This is a genomic window from Streptomyces sp. EDA2-14, assembly GCF_054963755.1.
Map to the genome: position 1 here is coordinate 42,022 of NZ_JBUEGE010000004.1, position 17,130 is coordinate 59,151.

The 17,130-nt window shown below is 73.4% G+C and carries 17 protein-coding genes; 10 read left to right on the forward strand and 7 right to left on the reverse strand.

Features of this window, described 5'->3' with window-relative positions; all coding sequences use genetic code 11:
- Positions 1-41: 41 nt before the first annotated feature.
- Positions 42-710, forward strand: coding sequence for a maleylpyruvate isomerase mycothiol-dependent enzyme family protein (locus ACY34M_RS13110; RefSeq protein ID WP_462717773.1), 669 nt, complete (start codon positions 42-44; stop codon positions 708-710).
- Between the two features lie 60 nt (positions 711-770).
- Positions 771-1,511 carry an SDR family NAD(P)-dependent oxidoreductase gene (locus ACY34M_RS13115; RefSeq protein WP_462717774.1) on the forward strand — a complete coding sequence of 247 codons (741 nt, stop codon included), beginning with the start codon at positions 771-773 and terminating at the stop codon, positions 1,509-1,511.
- Positions 1,512-1,559: 48 nt separating this feature from the next.
- On the opposite strand, the gene ACY34M_RS13120 is transcribed toward ACY34M_RS13115, so the two are convergent.
- Together ACY34M_RS13120 and ACY34M_RS13125 are read right to left on the reverse strand one after the other, a co-directional pair.
- Positions 1,560-1,733, reverse strand: coding sequence for a hypothetical protein (locus ACY34M_RS13120; RefSeq protein ID WP_462717775.1), 174 nt, complete (start codon positions 1,731-1,733; stop codon positions 1,560-1,562).
- A 99-nt stretch (positions 1,734-1,832) separates the two neighbouring features.
- Positions 1,833-2,684, reverse strand: a complete 852-nt coding sequence (locus ACY34M_RS13125) for a helix-turn-helix transcriptional regulator (protein WP_462717776.1) — start codon at positions 2,682-2,684, stop codon at positions 1,833-1,835.
- A 101-nt stretch (positions 2,685-2,785) separates the two neighbouring features.
- On the opposite strand from ACY34M_RS13125, the gene ACY34M_RS13130 reads away from it, so the two are divergent.
- The gene (locus ACY34M_RS13130) at positions 2,786-3,493 is read left to right on the forward strand and encodes an SDR family NAD(P)-dependent oxidoreductase (protein WP_462717777.1); all 708 of its coding nucleotides are present in this window, start codon (positions 2,786-2,788) and stop codon (positions 3,491-3,493) included.
- A 16-nt stretch (positions 3,494-3,509) separates the two neighbouring features.
- On the opposite strand, the gene ACY34M_RS13135 is transcribed toward ACY34M_RS13130, so the two are convergent.
- The 3 genes from ACY34M_RS13135 to ACY34M_RS13145 form a co-directional block, all read right to left on the reverse strand.
- Positions 3,510-4,430: an NADP-dependent oxidoreductase gene (locus ACY34M_RS13135; RefSeq protein WP_462717778.1), complete on the reverse strand. Its 921-nt coding sequence runs from the start codon at positions 4,428-4,430 to the stop codon at positions 3,510-3,512.
- 82 nt (positions 4,431-4,512) lie between these two features.
- The gene (locus tag ACY34M_RS13140; RefSeq protein ID WP_462717779.1) at positions 4,513-5,388 is read right to left on the reverse strand and encodes an undecaprenyl-diphosphate phosphatase; all 876 of its coding nucleotides are present in this window, start codon (positions 5,386-5,388) and stop codon (positions 4,513-4,515) included.
- A 157-nt stretch (positions 5,389-5,545) separates the two neighbouring features.
- Positions 5,546-6,532: an ArsR/SmtB family transcription factor gene (locus ACY34M_RS13145; RefSeq protein ID WP_462717780.1), complete on the reverse strand. Its 987-nt coding sequence runs from the start codon at positions 6,530-6,532 to the stop codon at positions 5,546-5,548.
- 80 nt (positions 6,533-6,612) lie between these two features.
- Here ACY34M_RS13145 and ACY34M_RS13150 point away from each other — a divergent pair, with 80 nt between their 5' ends.
- Positions 6,613-7,842, forward strand: a complete 1,230-nt coding sequence (locus ACY34M_RS13150; RefSeq protein WP_462717781.1) for an MFS transporter — start codon at positions 6,613-6,615, stop codon at positions 7,840-7,842.
- Here ACY34M_RS13150 and ACY34M_RS13155 read toward each other — a convergent pair.
- Positions 7,772-8,485 carry a TVP38/TMEM64 family protein gene (locus tag ACY34M_RS13155; RefSeq protein ID WP_462717782.1) on the reverse strand — a complete coding sequence of 238 codons (714 nt, stop codon included), beginning with the start codon at positions 8,483-8,485 and terminating at the stop codon, positions 7,772-7,774. The two genes, ACY34M_RS13150 and ACY34M_RS13155, sit on opposite strands and share 71 nt — an antisense overlap.
- Before the next feature lie 87 nt (positions 8,486-8,572).
- Here ACY34M_RS13155 and ACY34M_RS13160 point away from each other — a divergent pair, with 87 nt between their 5' ends.
- From ACY34M_RS13160 to ACY34M_RS13170, 3 genes are all read left to right on the forward strand, one after another.
- Positions 8,573-9,280 (forward strand): DNA alkylation repair protein, encoded by a 708-nt coding sequence (locus ACY34M_RS13160; RefSeq protein ID WP_462717783.1) that lies wholly within the window; start codon positions 8,573-8,575, stop codon positions 9,278-9,280.
- A 286-nt stretch (positions 9,281-9,566) separates the two neighbouring features.
- Entirely contained in the window at positions 9,567-10,751 is a 1,185-nt protein-coding gene (gene tuf / locus ACY34M_RS13165) for an elongation factor Tu (protein WP_462717784.1), read from the forward strand.
- Positions 10,752-10,833: 82 nt separating this feature from the next.
- Positions 10,834-11,697 (forward strand): spermidine synthase, encoded by an 864-nt coding sequence (locus ACY34M_RS13170; protein WP_462717785.1) that lies wholly within the window; start codon positions 10,834-10,836, stop codon positions 11,695-11,697.
- Here the strand turns inward: ACY34M_RS13170 and ACY34M_RS13175 are convergent.
- The gene (locus ACY34M_RS13175; RefSeq protein WP_462717786.1) at positions 11,684-12,985 is read right to left on the reverse strand and encodes an MFS transporter; all 1,302 of its coding nucleotides are present in this window, start codon (positions 12,983-12,985) and stop codon (positions 11,684-11,686) included. The genes ACY34M_RS13170 and ACY34M_RS13175 overlap by 14 nt on opposite strands.
- Positions 12,986-13,148: 163 nt before the next feature.
- Here ACY34M_RS13175 and ACY34M_RS13180 point away from each other — a divergent pair, with 163 nt between their 5' ends.
- The 3 genes from ACY34M_RS13180 (at position 13,149) to ACY34M_RS13190 (ending at position 17,066) form a co-directional block, all read left to right on the forward strand.
- Complete coding sequence (locus ACY34M_RS13180) at positions 13,149-13,586, forward strand: DUF4442 domain-containing protein (protein ID WP_462718230.1); 438 nt, start codon at positions 13,149-13,151, stop codon at positions 13,584-13,586.
- Between the two features lie 190 nt (positions 13,587-13,776).
- Complete coding sequence (locus ACY34M_RS13185) at positions 13,777-16,260, forward strand: beta-glucosidase (RefSeq protein ID WP_462717787.1); 2,484 nt, start codon at positions 13,777-13,779, stop codon at positions 16,258-16,260.
- A 158-nt stretch (positions 16,261-16,418) separates the two neighbouring features.
- On the forward strand, positions 16,419-17,066 hold the full coding sequence (locus ACY34M_RS13190) for a DedA family protein (protein ID WP_462717788.1): 648 nt from the start codon (positions 16,419-16,421) through the stop codon (positions 17,064-17,066).
- Positions 17,067-17,130 lie beyond the last annotated feature (64 nt).

The window sequence follows — 17,130 nt, forward strand, 5'->3', positions numbered from 1 at the left end:
ACACGTGGGGCGCCCGGCGTGCGCGCTGTTACGGTCGCGCCATGTCAGCTGATCCGAACACGCAGCTCCCGGCCGCGGCGCCGGGCCCGGTCACCGCGGACGACGTCGCGCGGGCCGTCGAGGTCACGGTCGACGCACTGCGGACCGCACTCGACGCGGACTGGAACGCTCCGGCGGGCTCGCTCGAGTGGACGTGCTGGGAGACCGGCGAACACCTCGCCGACGACCTCTTCTTCTACGCCGCGCAGATCGGCTCGCTGCGCCCCCTCGCGGACGACTACGTGCGCTGGGGGTCCAGCAGGCGCCGCCCCGACGGCCCGGAGAACACCATCACCGTCGACGTCGACGCGGGCCCTTCGGCGCTGCTCGGGGCCCTGGAGTCGGGCGGCGGGATCCTCGCCGCGGTGGTGCGCGCGACACCTTCGACCGCCCGCGGATTCCACGTCTTCGGCGCTTCCGACCCCGAGGGCTTCGCCGCGATGGGTGTCGTCGAGACGCTGGTGCACGCGCACGACCTGGCGCTCGGACTCGGCATCGCATTCCGGCCACCGGCCGAACTGTGCGCACGCTCGCTGCACCGCCTGTTCCCCGACGTCCCCGGTGGCACCGAGCCGTGGGCGACACTGCTGTGGGCCACGGGACGTGGCGAGCTGGAGGGCAGGGAGCGGCGCGGGAAGTGGCGCTGGTACGGTGCGCCCGGCGCGACATGATCTTCGTCGGCGTGGCCACATCCCGGTCCACGGAGACGTACTTCTGACCAGGAGGCCCCCTTGACCCGCCCCGTCACCCTCGTCACCGGCGGCAGCCGAGGCATCGGCGCCGCCACGTCCGTGCGTCTGGCGCGCGAGGGGCACGATGTCGCGCTGTCCTTCGTCAGCGACAAGGACGCCGCCGAGCGCACCGCCGAGGCCGTGCGCGCGGCCGGTGCCCGGTGCGCCGTCGTGCGTGCCGACACGTCCCAAGAGGCCGACGTCGAGCGGATGTTCGACGAGGCGGTCGCGCACCTCGGGCCGCTCACCGGACTGGTGAACAACGCGGGCGTCACCGCGCCGGTCGGCCCCTTCGCCGACGCGCGCACCGAGGACCTGCGACGCGTCCTCGACGTCAACGTCCTCGGCGTCCTGCTGTGCTGCCGCCGCGCCGCGCGCGACATGACGGCGGCGGGCGCGGGCGCCATCGTGAACGTGTCCTCGGGGGCCGCCACCATCGGCAGCCCCGGCCAGTACGTGCACTACGCCGCGTCCAAGGCGGCCGTCGACACGATCACGCTCGGCCTCGCCAAGGAACTCGGCCCGGCGGGCGTGCGGGTCAACGGCGTCGCGCCCGGCATCATCGACACCGAGATCCACGCGAGCAGCGGCACACCCGACATCGCACGGGAAGCGGCGCCCGGCATCCCGCTGCGGCGGCCGGGCACCGCCGACGAGATCGCGGGCGCGATCGCCTGGCTGCTGTCGCCCGACGCGTCGTACGCGACGGGCACCGTGGTGCGGGTGGCCGGCGGGCGCTGAGCCGGTCAGGGGCGTGGTCGCTGAGCCGGTCAGGGGCGTGGAGGCGGTTCAGGCCGCTTTCACGACCTCCGCGCGCATCGCGTCCGCCCACTCCGTGACCAGGAGCGCGTATTCGGCGCGCTGCTCCCCGGTGAGCCGGCCTCCTGTGCGCAGCCACAAGCCGCGGATCTGCTCGTTGACTTCCGCGGCAGACCGCACAGGACGGGACGGGGCGGGCGGCATGTGCCAAGGCTACGTTCGGGATGGCTGATTGGGAACCCTGAGCGAACGTTCCTGAGCATCAAGTGACCAATGCTGTAAAAGAGTTGACGAAGCGCCTGGTCACGCGCCGACCAGCGTCGGCAGCACCTGCGCGGCGAGCAGCTCCAGACGGTCCGCGTCCGGAGTGCCGGGCTCGGCCGTGTACAGCATGACCCGCAGGTCGTCGCCCGCCACCGTGAGGATGTCGCAGTCCAGCGTCAGCGGACCCACCTGCGGGTGGTCGACCGTCTTGCGCGCCGCCGTGTGCCGGCCGACCGCGCCCGACTCCCACAGCTCGGCGAACCGCGGGCTGCGCGTGCGGAGTTCGTCGACGAGGGTGTGCAGCCGCGGGTCCAGCGGGTAGCGGCTCGCGGTCTCCCGCAGGTCCGACACGAGGGCCGTCTCCATGGCCTGCCGGGCGTCGGGGGACTGGCGGACCCGGCTCGTCGGTCCGAGGAACGTCCACCACACGCCGTTGCGCCCGTGGCCGCCCCACTCCGGGCGCTCGCCGAGCAGCGCCGTGTACAGCGGGTTCGCGAGCAGCAGCGTCCACGCCGCGTCGAACACCGCGGCCGGGGTCCCCGACATCCGCTCCAGGATCCGGCGGACGCCCGGCGTGAGCCCGCCCGGCACCGTCTCCAGACCGGGCGGCGCGAGGCCCGCGAGCCGGAACAGGTGCTCGCGCTCGGCGTCGGTGAGGCGCAGCGCACGGGCCAGCGCCTCCACGACCTGGTCGGAGGGGTGGGTGGCGCGGCCCTGTTCCAGTCGGGTGACGTAGTCCGCCGAGATCCCGGCGAGCAGCGCCAGCTCCTCGCGGCGCAGGCCCGCCGCCCGGCGCGGCCCCACGGCGGCGATCCCCGCGGCCTGCGGCGAGACCCGGCCCCGCCAGCGCCGCACCGTCTCCCCGAAGTCGCCGAGCTCCGCATGTGCCATGCCACCACTGTGCCCCGTCCGGCACGGATCTTCCTGGTACCGGCGGTCCCGGGAAGACCGGGCGGCTGGTTGCGGGGCCGCCCGGGGCGCAGCCTGGACGCATGACCACCACACTGATCACCGGGGCCAACAAGGGCCTCGGCCGCGAGACCGCCCGCCACCTCGTCGAGGCCGGCCACACCGTCTACGTGGGCGCCCGCGACCCCGGGCGGGGCCGCCGCGCCGCGGAGGAGGTCGGCGCGCGGCACGTCGTCATCGACATCACCGACGACGCCTCCGTCGCGGCCGCCGCGAAGACGATCGAGGCCGAGGGCGGACTCGACGTACTGATCAACAACGCCGGTGTCGAGGGCCGCACCGACGGCAACGGCATCGTGCTCCCGGCCGAGGAGACCGTCGACACGCTGCGCCCGCTGTTCGAGACCAACGTCTTCGGCACCGTCCGCGTCACCCACGCGTTCCTGCCGCTGCTGCGCCGCTCCGCCGCCCCCGTCGTCGTCAACGTCAGCAGCGGCCTCGCGTCCCTGGCCGGGGCGAGCGACCCCGGCAACCCGGCGTCCGGCTACCCCGGCCTCGCCTACCCGGCCTCCAAGACGGCCGTGAACATGCTGACCGTGCAGTACGCCAAGGCGTTCCCGGAGATCCGGATCAACGCGGTCGAGCCCGGCTTCACCAGGACCGACCTGAACGGCAACACGGGCGTGCAGACCGTCGAGGAGGGCGCCGAGATCATCGTCCGGATGGCGCGGCTCGGCCCGGACGGGCCGACGGGCACGTACGTCTCCGCGGAGGGCCCGCTGCCCTGGTGACGCCCCGCCCGCACCTCTACGGGCGGAGCACGATCTTGCCGTGGGTGTGCCGCTCCTCCAGCTCGCGGAAGGCCTCGCGCACCTGCTCCAGCGGGTAGCCGCGGGCGATCGGCACCTCCAGCTCCCCGCGGGCGGCGAGCCGGGCCAGTTCGCCGAGCACGACCGCGCTGGCCGCCGCGCCCTCCCCGTAGGTCCGGGCGCCGACCCGGCCCGCGACCGCCCAGTCGCGGATGGTGTTGATCCGCTCGGGCCGCACCCCCAGCTCCACGGCCAGCTCGACGTATCCGGTGCCGTACGTGTCGATGAACGCGTCGATCTCCCGGCCGTCCGCGGCCTGCCGGATCCGCTCGCGCACCCCGTCCCCGTACGCGACGGGGATCACGCCCTTGCCCTTCAGCCAGGCGTGGTTCGGCTCGCTGGCGAGTCCGATCACGGTGGCGCCGTGGCGGCGGGCGAGCTGTACGGCGGTCGATCCGACGCCGCCCGCCGCGCCGGACACCACCACCGTGTCGCCGGGTCCGAGGTCGACGGCCCACACACAGGCGTACGCGGTGGCCCCGGCGACGTACAGGGAACCGGCCACGTCCCAGGAGAGACCGGCGGGCCGGTGCACGACATGCACGTCGTCGACGGCGACGAACTCCGCGTGGCTGGCCCTGCGGTGGGTGAACCCGACGACCTCGTCGCCGACCTCGAAGTCCCGCACGTGCGAACCGGCCTCGACGACGACCCCGGCCAGATCGCTGCCCTGCCCGGACGGGAACGCGGCGGGCCACCGCTCGTGCAGGAAGCCCGTCCTGATGCTCACCTCACCGGGCTGGAGCCCGGCCGCCCGCACCTCCACCAGCACCTGGTCCGGCGCCGGGACGGGCCGCGGCACGTCCTCGACCCGCAGCACATCGATCCCGCCGTACTCGTGGAACCGCACTGCCCTCATCCCGCGCCCACCCGTCTCCTCGGCCCAACTCGAATGTGAGCCGCAACACTTGGGGTGGCCGGTCTCTTCCCGGAGGCCGCCGTCAGCCCGCCGACTCCGCCGCGTGCGGGCTGAGCACGCCCACGCTCACCAGGATGAACAGCGCGATGCCGAGGATGATCCGGTAGTAGACGAACGGCATGAAGCTGCGCGTCGAGATGAACTTCATCAGCCAGGCGATCACCGCGTAGCCGACGCCGAAGGCGATCAGCGTGGCGAAGACCGTGGGCCCCCAGGAGACATGGCCGCCCTCCGTCGCGTCCTTCAGCTCGAAGACGCCGGAGGCCAGGACCGCGGGGATCGCCAGGAGGAAGGAGTAGCGGGCCGCGGACTCGCGGGTGTAGCCGAGGAAGAGGCCGCCGCTGATCGTGGCGCCCGAGCGGGAGACGCCGGGGATCAGGGCGAGTGCCTGGCAGAGGCCGTAGATCAGGCCGTCCTTGACCGAGAGGTCCTTGAGCTCCTTGCGGGAGCGGGCCGCCCGGTGCCGGCCGCCCGCCTCGTCGCGGGCCGCGAGCCGGTCGGCGATGCCGAGGACCACGCCCATCACGATCAGTGTCGTCGCGGTGAGCCGCAGATCGCGGAACGGGCCCTCGATCTGGTCCTTGAGCGTCACGCCGAGCACGCCGATCGGGATCGAGCCGACGATCACCAGCCAGCCCATCTGCGCGTCGTGGTCGCCGCGCATGGTCTTGTCGGTCAGCGACCTGAACCACGCCGAGATGATCCGCGCGATGTCCTTGCGGAAGAAGATGACGACCGCCGTCTCGGTGCCGAGCTGGGTGATCGCGGTGAACGCGGCGCCGGGGTCGCTCCAGCCCGCGAAAGCGGCCGTGAGACGCAGATGGGCGCTCGACGAGACCGGCAGGAACTCCGTGAGCCCCTGGACGAGTCCGAGGATGAATGATTCGAACCAGGACATGAGGTGAGTACGCGATCCAGGTGCTCGGCGGAACCGGCCGCGAGACGCGGGCCGGGCAGGGCGGCGCGAACGTCCGTCGCACGGGGCCCGGTTGTCCGCGTGGGGCAGAGTAGCGCCCGAAAGTGACGAGATCACCACAGGGGCGTGAGCGGCGTCTTCACGGGCCCGGCCGCTGCGCCGCCAGGAGCGCGTCGCCGGCCGGCGTACGGAAGTAGAGCACCGAGCGGCCCGCCCGGCGCCGCTCCACGAGCCGGGCCTCGTGCAGCACCTTCAGGTGCCGGCCCACCGAGCCGAGGCCCTGGCCGGTGAGCGCCACCAGCTGGGTCGTCGTCAGCGGCTGCCCGAGCAGCACCAGGACCTGGGCGCGGGCCGTACCGATGAGCGCCGCGAGGCCGTCCGGCGGCGCCGTCCGGTCCGCGTCCGCGAGGGCGCCCGCGCACGGGTAGATCACCGCGTACCGGTCGACCGGTACCTGCTCCGGCCACGACACCCAGCCCTGCTTCGGGGTGACCGGGACGAACAGGAGCCGCGTGCCCGCGATGTCCCGCGGCGGGTGGTCGTGGGCGTTGATCCGCAGCCGCCCCTCGCCGAGCCAGCCCATCGTGGGCCGCATCCCGCCGAACGCCGCGGCCCAGCCGCCCCGCGTCAACTCCCTGGTCCTGGCGAGGACGTCCGCCTCGATGATCCGGCGGCGGCGCGGCCACTCCGGCAGCACCGTCTCCCGCCACACCCACGCGAGCAGCGCCGCCGCGCGCTCCGCCAGGTCGTCGGAGCGGGCGAGCGCGTCGGGCAGCGGGCCCGGCGCCGACACCGCGAGGTCGGCGAGGACCGTCTCGTGCGGCGTGGCACGGATCCGCGCGAGACCGTCGGCGAGGTCGTCCTCGTGGGCGCCGTCCGGGGTGGGCGTGAGGAAGTCGGCGATCCAGTGCGCGCCGAAGCCGGCCTCGATCAGCAGCGCCGTCACCGGCTCCGCGGCGAGCCGCGCCCGGTAGGCGGACAGATGGACGTCGAGCCAGCGCCGCTCGCCGGGATGCGCGGCGACGGGATCCGCCAGCTTCCGCAGACTCGCGGTCGCCTCGGCGAGCCGCGACACGATGAACCGGCTCCCCGCGAGCGTGTCCGCGTCGACCTGCCAGATCCCCACCCCGTACCCCCCGTGTCCGCAGGTTTCGCGAGTGCGCGAAACATTAACGCCCGGCGCGGCCCGCCCCGCAGGGTCCCCGCATGGACACCTACCGGGAGCTGTTCCGCACGCCCGAATATCCCGCCCTCTTCGCCACCGTCTCGCTCCAGGCCGCCGGTCAGACGGTCGGCGGGCTCGCCCTCGGCTCGCTCGTGTACGCCTCGACCGGATCACCGCTGCTGTCCGCGCTCGCCATGTTCGGGCCCGCGCTCGCCCAGGTCGTGGGCGCGCTCACGCTGCTGTCCGCCGCGGACCGGGTGGCGCCGCGCGCCGCCCTCGCCTCGCTCGCGCTCTTCCTCGGCCTCGCCACGGCCGTGCAGGCGGCGCCGGGGCTTCCGACGGCGGCGGCCCTCGCGCTCGTCCTCGTCCAGGGCGTGCCCGCCGCGCTCGGCGGCGGTGTCCGCTACGGGCTGCTCACCGGCATCCTCGCCCGCGACGGCTATCTGCTCGGCCGGTCGGTCCTCAACATGAGCACGGGCGTCTGCCAGATCCTCGGGTACGCCCTGGGCGGGCTGCTCGTCGCCGTGCTGTCGCCGCGCGGCACGCTCCTCGTCGCCGCCGGGCTCTACGCGCTCGCCGCGCTGGTCGCGCGGTGCGGACTGGCCCGGCACCCGGCGCGCGCCGCCGGACGCCCGTCCCCGCGCGAGACGATGCGCGGCAACGCCGCCCTGTGGTCCTCGACCCCGCGCCGCTACGTGTATCTCGCCCTGTGGGTGCCCAACGGGCTGATCGTCGGCTGCGAGGCGCTGTTCGTCCCGTACGACACCGAGCACGCGGGCGTGCTGCTCGCGAGCGCCGCCCTGGGCATGCTCGCGGGCGACGTCCTCACCGGCCGCTTCCTGCCGCCCCGGTGGCGGGCCCGGCTCGCCGCACCGCTGCGGCTGCTGCTCGCCGCCCCGTACCTGGTGTTCGCCGTGCGTCCCGCCCTGCCGTTCGCCGTGGGCGCGGTCGTCCTCGCCTCGGTCGGCTTCTCGGCGAGCCTGCTGCTCCAGGAACGCCTTGTGGCGCTGACCCCGGAGAGCCTGAGCGGGCACGCGCTCGGCCTGCACACGGCGGGCATGCTGACCATGCAGGGCGTGGGGGCGGTGCTCGCGGGAGCCCTCGCCCAGGTGACGTCTCCGGCGACCGCGATGGCGGTGCTCGCCGTGGCCTCCGTCGCCGTGACGCTGCGGCTCGGCCGGGGGCTGACGGGGGAGCCGGTCAGTCCGCCTGCTTCTTCCCCAGATGGTGCCGCTTGCACCACGCCACGACCGCGCCCGCGCACCCCGTGACCACGATGAATCCCATGGCGATCAGGAACACGGGCGACGTGGGCGTCGACGCGCGGGCGCCCGCCACCACGTACGCCGCCGTGTTCGGGATCGAGCCGAGCGCCGTGGCCACCAGGAAGGGGACGATGCTCATCTTCGAGATCGACGCGCAGTAGTTCGCCGCCCAGAACGGGATGCCGGGGAACAACCGCGCCGCGAGCATCGACCGGAAGGCGTGCTCGCTGAGCTGCCCGTCCGCCGCCTTCAGCCACCGCCCGCGCAGCAGCGGCCGCAGCGCGTCCTGGCCCAGTACCCGGCCGAGCACGAAGGCGAGCCCGGCGCCCAGCGTCGTCCCGCCGAGCGCGCCGAGCAGCCCCAGCTGGGAACCGAACAGCGCGCCCGCCGCCAGATTCAGCAGCGGTCTCGGCACGAACGCGACGGTGCACACCGCGTACGCACATCCGAACAGGACGACCGCCGCCGCCCCGTTCACCTGGGGCGGCCAGCCGTGCGTGATCAGCTGCTGCGGCTCGAAGAGCAGCACGCACGTCGCGCCCGCGGCCAGCAGCACCACCAGCAGCGAAAGCCGCGACCACGGCGACAGCAGGGCCTGGCCGCAGCGGGCGGCGAACCCGGTGGGACGGGCGGGGACGGTCTCGAACATCCGGGGAGAGTAACCGACCCCCACATAAGATCGCCGTAGGTTGTGTCTCACTTTCCCGGCTCTTGCCCCAGTTGCGAGGAGCGTCACGTGCCCGTCGCCGCGCCGCCGCCCAGTCTTCTCGCCGACACCCTTCTCGTCCGGCTCCCCGAGGTGTACGGCGCCGCCGCCGACCCCGATCGGGCCGCGCGGATGCGCGCGTACATGAAGGATGTGGCCCCCTTCCTCGGTCTCGCGTCCCCCGTGCGCCGCGAGCTGACCAAGGTCGTCCTCGACGGCACCGCGCGCCCCGACGAGACCGACCTCACCGCCGTCGCCCTGCGCTGCTGGGCGCTGCCTGAGCGCGAATACGCCTACTTCGCGATCGACTACCTGCGCCGCCATGTGCGCCGTCTCACGTCCGGCTTCCTGCCCGTGGCACGCGAGTTGATCACCACGGTGCCGTGGTGGGACACGGTGGACCTCCTGGCGGCGCACATCGTGGGCGGTCTCGTCGCCGCCGATCCGAAGCTGCGCGCGGACATGGACGCCTGGATCGAGGACGAGAACCTCTGGGTCGCCAGGACCGCGCTGCTCCACCAGCTCCGCCACAAGGACGCCACCGACACCGACCGGCTCTTCGCGTACTGCCTGCGCCGCTCCGGGCACCCCGACTTCTTCGTCCGCAAGGCGATCGGCTGGGCCCTGCGCGAGTACGCCAAGACCGACTCCGACGCCGTACGGTCCTTCGTCGCCGCCCACCGGGACGCCCTCTCGCCGCTCTCCGTGCGCGAGGCCCTGAAGAACGTCGGCGGGTAACTCCCACCCGGCGGACGGAAATTCGGTCGACGCGGGGTGCCGCGTCGGAGAAGATCTGGCACATGTTCCGGCAGACCCTTCTCGCAGCTCCGCCCGCAGTCGCGGGCGCGGCTCGGGCTGCCGTCCTCCCGACCGCCGTCGCGGCAGCAGCCGGCGGCGCGCGAAGCTGACCCTCTCCGGACATTCCGGCGGACCCCGCAGGGGGAGGGTCGGTCCGGCTCAGGGGTCCCCGCCTCCCGATGGGAGGCCACCACTTTCCCGGAAGTTCCGGAAGGACCTCATCGCCATGCCCAAGACGGCATACGTGCGCACCAAGCCGCACCTCAACATCGGCACCATGGGTCACGTCGACCACGGCAAGACGACGCTGACCGCCGCCATCACCAAGGTCCTCGCCGACCGCGGCGCGGGCGGCGGCAGCACCCGGTACGTCGCGTTCGACCGCATCGACAAGGCGCCCGAGGAGGCGCAGCGCGGCATCACCATCAACATCGCCCACGTCGAGTACGAGACCGACACCCGGCACTACGCGCACGTGGACATGCCGGGCCACGCCGACTACGTCAAGAACATGGTCACGGGCGCCGCCCAGCTCGACGGGGCGATCCTCGTCGTCTCGGCGCTCGACGGGATCATGCCGCAGACCGCCGAGCACGTCCTGCTCGCCCGGCAAGTCGGCGTCGACCACATCGTCGTGGCCCTCAACAAGGCGGACGCGGGCGACGAGGAGCTGACCGACCTCGTCGAGCTGGAGATCCGCGAGCTGCTGTCCGCCCACGGGTACGGCGGCGACTCCGTCCCCGTCGTACGGGTCTCCGGTCTCGGCGCCCTTGAGGGGGACCCGCGGTGGACGGCGTCCATCGAGGCGCTGCTCGACGCCGTGGACACGTACGTGCCGATGCCGGAGCGGTACGTGGACGCGCCGTTCCTGCTGTCGGTGGAGAACGTCATGACCATCAGCGGCCGCGGCACGGTCGTGACCGGTGCCGTCGAGCGCGGGCGCGTGCGGGTCGGCGACCGGGTCAGGGTCTACGGGGCCGACGACGTCGAGACCGTCGTCACCGGCGTCGAGACCTTCGGCAAGCCGATGGAGGAGGCGCAGGCGGGGGACAACGTCGCGCTGCTGCTGCGCGGGGTGCCGCGCGACGCGGTGCGGCGCGGGCACGTCGTCGCCGAGCCCGGCACGGTCGAGCCGGCCCGCCGCTTCACCGCGCAGGTGTACGTGCTGTCGACGGCGGAGGGCGGCCGGACCACCCCCGTCGCCACCGGCTACCGGCCGCAGTTCTACCTGCGTACGGCGGACGTCGTGGGGGACGTCGACCTCGGCGACGCGGCCGTCGCGCGGCCCGGCGACACCGTCACCATGACGGTCGAGCTGGGCCGGGACGTGCCGCTCGAAGCGGGCCTCGGGTTCGCGATCCGCGAGGGCGGGCGGACCGTCGGCGCGGGCACCGTGACGTCTGTGGAGTGAGGGGTGGCGGTCTCGGGGCTCTGTCCCGGGACCGCCGCTCAATTGCCGCGGGGGCCTGAATTGCGCCCGGCACAATAGGGGCGTGAACGCATCCGACCCCGAAGACGAGCCGATACCCGTCACCCGCGACGTCGACCACGGCACGGCGAAGCTGCTGCCCGACGTGGACCGGGGCCGGGCCTGGCTCCTGACGGTGGACGGGGCGCCCCAGTCGTACGTCGACCTGGACGACCCCGCCCACCTGGAGTTCGAGTACGCGCGCCGCCTCGGCCACGTCCTCGACTGCCTCGGCGAGGAAGGCGCGCCGCTCGACGTGCTGCACCTGGGCGGGGGAGCGCTGACCCTGCCCCGCTACGTCGCCGCCACCCGGCCAGGCTCCCGGCAGGACGTCGTCGAGGCGGACCGGGGGCTGCTCGCGCTCGTCGCCGAACATCTGCCGCTGCCGGACGACGCGGGCATCACGGTGCACGGCGGCGACGCGCGAACCTGGCTGGAGGCGGCGCCCGACGCCTCGGCGGACGTGCTCGTGGGGGACGTGTTCGGCGGCTCCAGGGTGCCCGCGCATCTGACGACCCTCGCGTATGCGCGTCAGGCGGCGCGGGTGCTGCGACCCGGCGGGACGTACGCGGCGAACCTCGCGGACGGCGCGCCCTTCGCGTTCCTGAGGTCCCAACTGGCCACGTTCTCCGCCGTGTTTCCGCAGGTCGCGCTAATCGCCGAGCCGGCGGTGCTGCGGGGGCGGCGGTTCGGCAACGCGGTGCTGCTCGCCTCGCGCGAGGAGCTGGAGGTGGCCGAGCTGGCCCGGCGCACCGCCCGCGACGCGTTCCCCGCGCGCGTGGAGCACGGGGCCGCGCTGCGCCGCTTCGTCGGCGACGCGAAGCCGGTGGCGGAGGCGGACGCGGTGCCCTCGCCGGAGCCGCCCGGGGGCTCGTTCAGAGTGGGGTGACGGAGTCCGTCGCGGCCCGGCCGCCGCCCTCGGTGACCTTGGCCCCGCCCGTCTCGCGCCGCCGCAGGTGACGTACGTCCGGTACGAACAGGACGGCGGTCGTCGCCACGACCACGAGCGCCGCGCAGCCCCACAGCGAGGCCGTGCGCCCGAAGGCGGACTCCGCGGGTCCCGCGAGCGCGGTGGCCAGCGGCACCATCGCCACCGAGCCGAACCAGTCGTAGGAGGAGACGCGGGAGAGCTTCTCCTCGGGGATCTCCTGGTGCAGGGCGGTGATCCAGGAGACGCCGAAGATCTCTATGGTGACGCCGCTGACGAACATCACGGCGATCAGCGCCCCGAGCGGCACCGGGACCGCGAGCGCCGCCGACGGCAGCGCGAGCGAGAACACCGAGAGCGTCGCCGCGAACAGCAGCCGCTGCGGCTTCCAGCGCATCATCAGCAGTCCGCCGAGGATCGTGCCCACGCCGAACGCGCCGAGCGCGAGGCCCCACGGGCCCGCCCCGCCCAGTTCGTCGCGGGCCACCAGCGGACCGAACACCGCCTCGGCGGCGCCCACCACCGCGACCACGACCGCGAACTGGACGATGATCGTCCACAGCCAGGGCCGGCCGACGACCTCCCGCCACCCGACCCGCATGTCGGCGAGGAGCCCGCCGGGCTGCCGCGGCGGGATGTGCCGCACGTCGAGGAACATCCGCAGCCCGCCCGCGACCAGGAATGCGACCGCGTCCACGGCGAGCACCCAGCCGGCCCCGAAGGCCGCGACCATCGCCCCGCCGAGCGCGGCGCCGCCCACGCCCGCCCCGGACATCCCCATCCGGAACAGGGCGAACGCGCGGCTGGCCTGCTCCCCGGAGACGGAGGCCATCAGCATGCCCTCGGCCGCGGGATTGAAGAACGCCTGGCCCGTGCCGCCGAGCGCGCTGAGCGCCATCATCTGCCACAGCTTCGGATCGCCCTGCAGCACGATCAGCGCGAAGGCGCCCTGGGAGAGGAAGTTGAGGGCGTTCGCCGCGACCATCACGTGGTGCCGCGGAAGCCGGTCCGCCACCGCGCCGCCGACCAGCAGGAACACCACGAGGAACAGCGTGCGGGCCGCGGCCACCAGGCCCACGTCGCCGCCGTCGCCGCCCGCGTCGAGCACGGCGAACGACGAGGCGATCAGCGCACCGTGCGACCCCAGCGTCGTGACGATCGCCGAGGCGGAGAGCAGCGTGTAGTTCCGTCCGGCCCAGGCGGGGCGGAGGCGTGGACGCTTCGGGTCGGGGGTGGCGGCAGAGGTCACGGAGGGACTATCGCCGCCATGCGGTCGAATCGACAAACCGATTACCCGGACACCGAGTGTTTGATCGCCTGATGCCTGATATCTCCGGGTTCTTCGCGTGCGGGCGCGGGGATGGTCAAGCTTGCTACTGGTGGGTAACATTCACGGCATGAGCGCAGATCAGATGTCCATCGGCGAGATGCTCGCCGCCACGGTGCCGATGGCCCGCACCCTGAACCTCGAGTTCCACGAGACCACGCCCGAGAAGGCGGTCGTCTCGCTGCCCGACCAGGCCGACTACCACAACCACGTCGGCGGACCGCACGCCGGCGCGATGTTCACGCTCGGCGAGTCCGCGAGCGGGGCCATCGTGCTCGCCGCCTTCGGCGACCAGCTCTCCCGTGCCGTGCCGCTCGCCGTGAGCGCCGACATCGCGTACAAGAAGCTGGCGATGGGTCCGGTCACCGCCACCGCGACGCTCGGCCGCCCGGCCGCCGACGTGGTCGCCGAGCTGGACGCGGGCGAGCGCCCCGAGTTCCCGGTGAGCATCGCGATCACGCGCGAGGACGGGGCCGTGACCGGCGAGATGACGGTCGTCTGGACGCTGCGTCCCAACAGCTGAACCGCGGCCGTGTCGCGCGAGGGGTGCCGTCCGGCAGGGGTGGCGCCCCTCGCGCTTCTTGTTCGATCTGTTGACACGAGTCAGCGCCGGTCGTAGTTTCCGCTGCGGTTTTGTGGTGTCTAACGAGGCGTCAGGTCCGTTCTGTCGCACAGTGCGTTGAATGCTCGAACGCAACGAGGAGAGACAGCCCATGCCCCACAGCGGAAGCAGTACCGACGGCATCTCCAGACGGGTGGCCCTGCGCCGGATGGGCGGCGCGGCCGTGGTGGCCGCCGCCGTCACCACCGGCCTACCGGGCCTTGCCGAGGCGTCGTCGCGGCGGCCCGACCGATCCGCCGGACGCACGGTCGAATCGCTGCTCGGCAGGCTCACGCTCGACGAGAAGCTGACCTTCCTGCACGGCGGCCAGGACCCCGACGACCTCGGCCAGGCGGGCTACATCCCCGGCGTCCCCCGCCTCGGCATCCCGCCGCTGCGCCTCGCCGACGGCCCCGCGGGCGTCCGCGTCACGCAGCACGCCACCGCCCTGCCCGCCCCCGTCCTCCTCGCCTCCTCCTTCGACCCGGCGCTCGCCCGCCGCTACGGCGAGGTCATCGGCCGCGAGGGCCGCGCGCTCGGCCAGGACGTACTGCTCTCGCCGATGGTCAACCTGATCCGCACGCCGTACGCGGGCCGCAACTTCGAGACGTTCTCCGAGGACCCGCTGCTCTCCTCCGACATGGTCGTCGAGGAGATCGGCGGCATCCAGGACGAGGGCCTGATCGCCACCGTCAAGCACTTCGCGCTCAACAACCAGGAGAAGAACCGCACGTCGGTCGATGTGCGCGCCGACGAGCAGACCATGCACGAGCTGGAGCTGCGCGGCTTCGAGGCCGCCGTCGGCGCCGGCGCGGGCTCGGTCATGAGCGCGTACAACAAGGTCAACGGCACGTACGCCTGCGACAACAAGGAGCTGCTCGGCGACATCCTGCGGGAGAGGTGGCACTTCGCGGGCTGGGTGATGACCGACTGGTACGCCGCGCACACCACCGTCGCCGGGATGGCCGCGGGGCTCGACATGGAGATGCCGGGCGAGATCGCCTTCGGCGCCGCGCTGAAGAAGGCTGTCCAGGACGGCACCGTGCCCGAGGCGCAGGTCGACGGGGCGGTGCGCCGGATCCTGTCGGTGATGGAGCGGTTCGGGCTGCTCGCCGCGGAGGCGCCGCCCCGGCCCGGCCGGGACGCGGCGGCGGGCGCGGCCGTCGCCCTCGACGTCGCCAAGGCGGGCGCGACCCTGCTGCACAACCGCGGCGGCACCCTGCCGCTGCCCGAGGGCGACTCCGTCGCCGTCCTCGGGATCACCGGCCACATCCCGTTCGTCAGCGGCGGCGGCAGCGCGCACGTCGTCCCCGACCACGCCGACAGCCCGTACGACGCGATCAAGGCCCGTGCGGGCAGGGGCGGTTCGGTGACGTACGCCGTCGGCGCCGACGTCTACGGACAGGACCTGCCCGGCGGCGCGCTCGCCCCCGCGGCCGGGCTGGCCGAGCAGACGGTCGGAGCAGGGCGGACCTGGACGTACGAGGGGACGCTCACGGTCGACGAGGACGACGACTGGACCTTCGCCGTCCACTACTCGGGCGAGCGGCCGAAGGTCGTCCTCGACGGCACCGAACTCTTCCCCAAACTGCGCGGCAGCGCCGAGCACTTCAGCGGCGGTCTCGTCGCCCTCGCACCCGACGGGCTCGCCGTGCGCCGCACGTCCCTCGACCTGACGGCCGGGGCGCACCGCCTCCGGATCACGGCGAAGGGCGGCGACCAGGGGCAGACGTTCCGGCTGCGGCGGGTCACCGGGGCGATGCGGGCGGGCGATGTCGCCGAGGCCGTGCGGGCGGCGCGCGGCGCGGACCACGTGATCCTCTTCGCGTACGAGGACGCCACCGAGGGCTCGGACCGCACCTCGCTCGCGCTGCCCGACCAGCAGGAGGCCCTGATCGCGGCGGTGGCCCGCGCCAACCCCCGCACGACCGTGGTGCTCAACAGCTCCTCCGCGATCACCATGCCGTGGCTCGACCGGGTGGGCGCCGTGCTGCAGATGTACTACCCGGGCCAGGAGGGCGCGGAAGCCACCGCCGCCGTCCTGTACGGGGACTGCGACGCCGGGGGCCGGCTCACCCAGTCCTTCCCGACCTCGGAGGCCACCCACCCGATGTCCGGCGACCCGCGCCGCTACCCGGGCGTGAACCGTGTCGAGGAGTACTCGGAGCGCATCCACCTCGGATACCGCTGGTACGACGCGCAGAAGGTGCGGCCGCTGTTCCCGTTCGGGCACGGGCTCTCGTACACCACGTTCGCGTACGAGGGACTGACCGCGCGCTGGACCGGCGGCGGTCTCGACGTGGGCTTCACCGTGCGCAACACCGGGCGGCGGGCGGGCATCGCGGTGCCCCAGGTGTACGTCGGTCCGTCACCGGACGTCCGGGTCGACCAGGCCGTACGGATCCTCGGCGGGTACCGCCGCATCGAGGTCGGGGCGGGGGAGCGGCGGCGGGTCACCGTGCGCGTCGCGCCCCGCACCCTCTCGTCGTGGGACAGCGCAGCGCACGACTGGGTCCTCGGCACCGGCCCGCGCACCGTATGGCTCGGTGCCTCGGCCGGGGACCTGTCGCAGAGCACGGAGGCGGTGGTCGAGTGAGCGGGATCACCGTCCACATCGATGTTCGTCGCGCCTGGCACTGCGCCTTCTGGGACGCGGTCGCGTCATAGGGAGCAGGTAGGCTGCCCGGCGTGCGCGTACCGGAGGGGAGCGCGCGCCGGGCACAGGCACTTTGGTGGGTACGGGAGGCGACGTCGATGCACGTCCAGGAATGGCTCGACACGATTCCGGCGGTCGCCGTCTACGCCCTGGTGGCCGGGGTGATCGGCATCGAAAGCCTCGGCATCCCGCTGCCCGGCGAGATCGTGCTCATCTCCGCGGCCCTGCTCTCCTCGCAGCACGGCGACGTCAACCCGTTCGTCCTCGGGGCCTGCGCCAGCGCGGGCGCCGTCGTCGGCGACTCCATCGGGTACGCGATCGGCCGCAAGGGCGGCCGACCACTGCTCGCCAAAATGGGCCGCAAGTTCCCCAAGCACTTCGGGCCGGGCCATGTCGCCACCGCCGAGCGGTCCTTCGAGAAGTGGGGCATGTGGGCCGTCTTCTTCGGCCGCTTCGTCGCGCTGCTGCGCATCTTCGCGGGACCGCTCGCGGGCGTCCTGCACATGCCGTACTGGAAGTTCCTCATCGCGAACGTGCTGGGCGGCATCGTCTGGGCCGGCGGCACCACCGCGGTCATCTACTACGTGGGCGTGGTCGCGGAGGACTGGCTCAAGAAGTTCTCCTACGTGGGCCTCGGCGTGGCCGTCCTGATCGGCCTCGGTTCGATGCTCATCGTGAAGCGGCGGGCGGCGAAGATGGCGGCGGAACACGAGGCGGCGGAGGCGGAGCCCGAGCCTGCGAGCTGAGGCACATCAAGCCCCGTCGGCGTCCGGAGGTAATTCAAGCCCCTCCGGCGATTGAGGAGCGGGG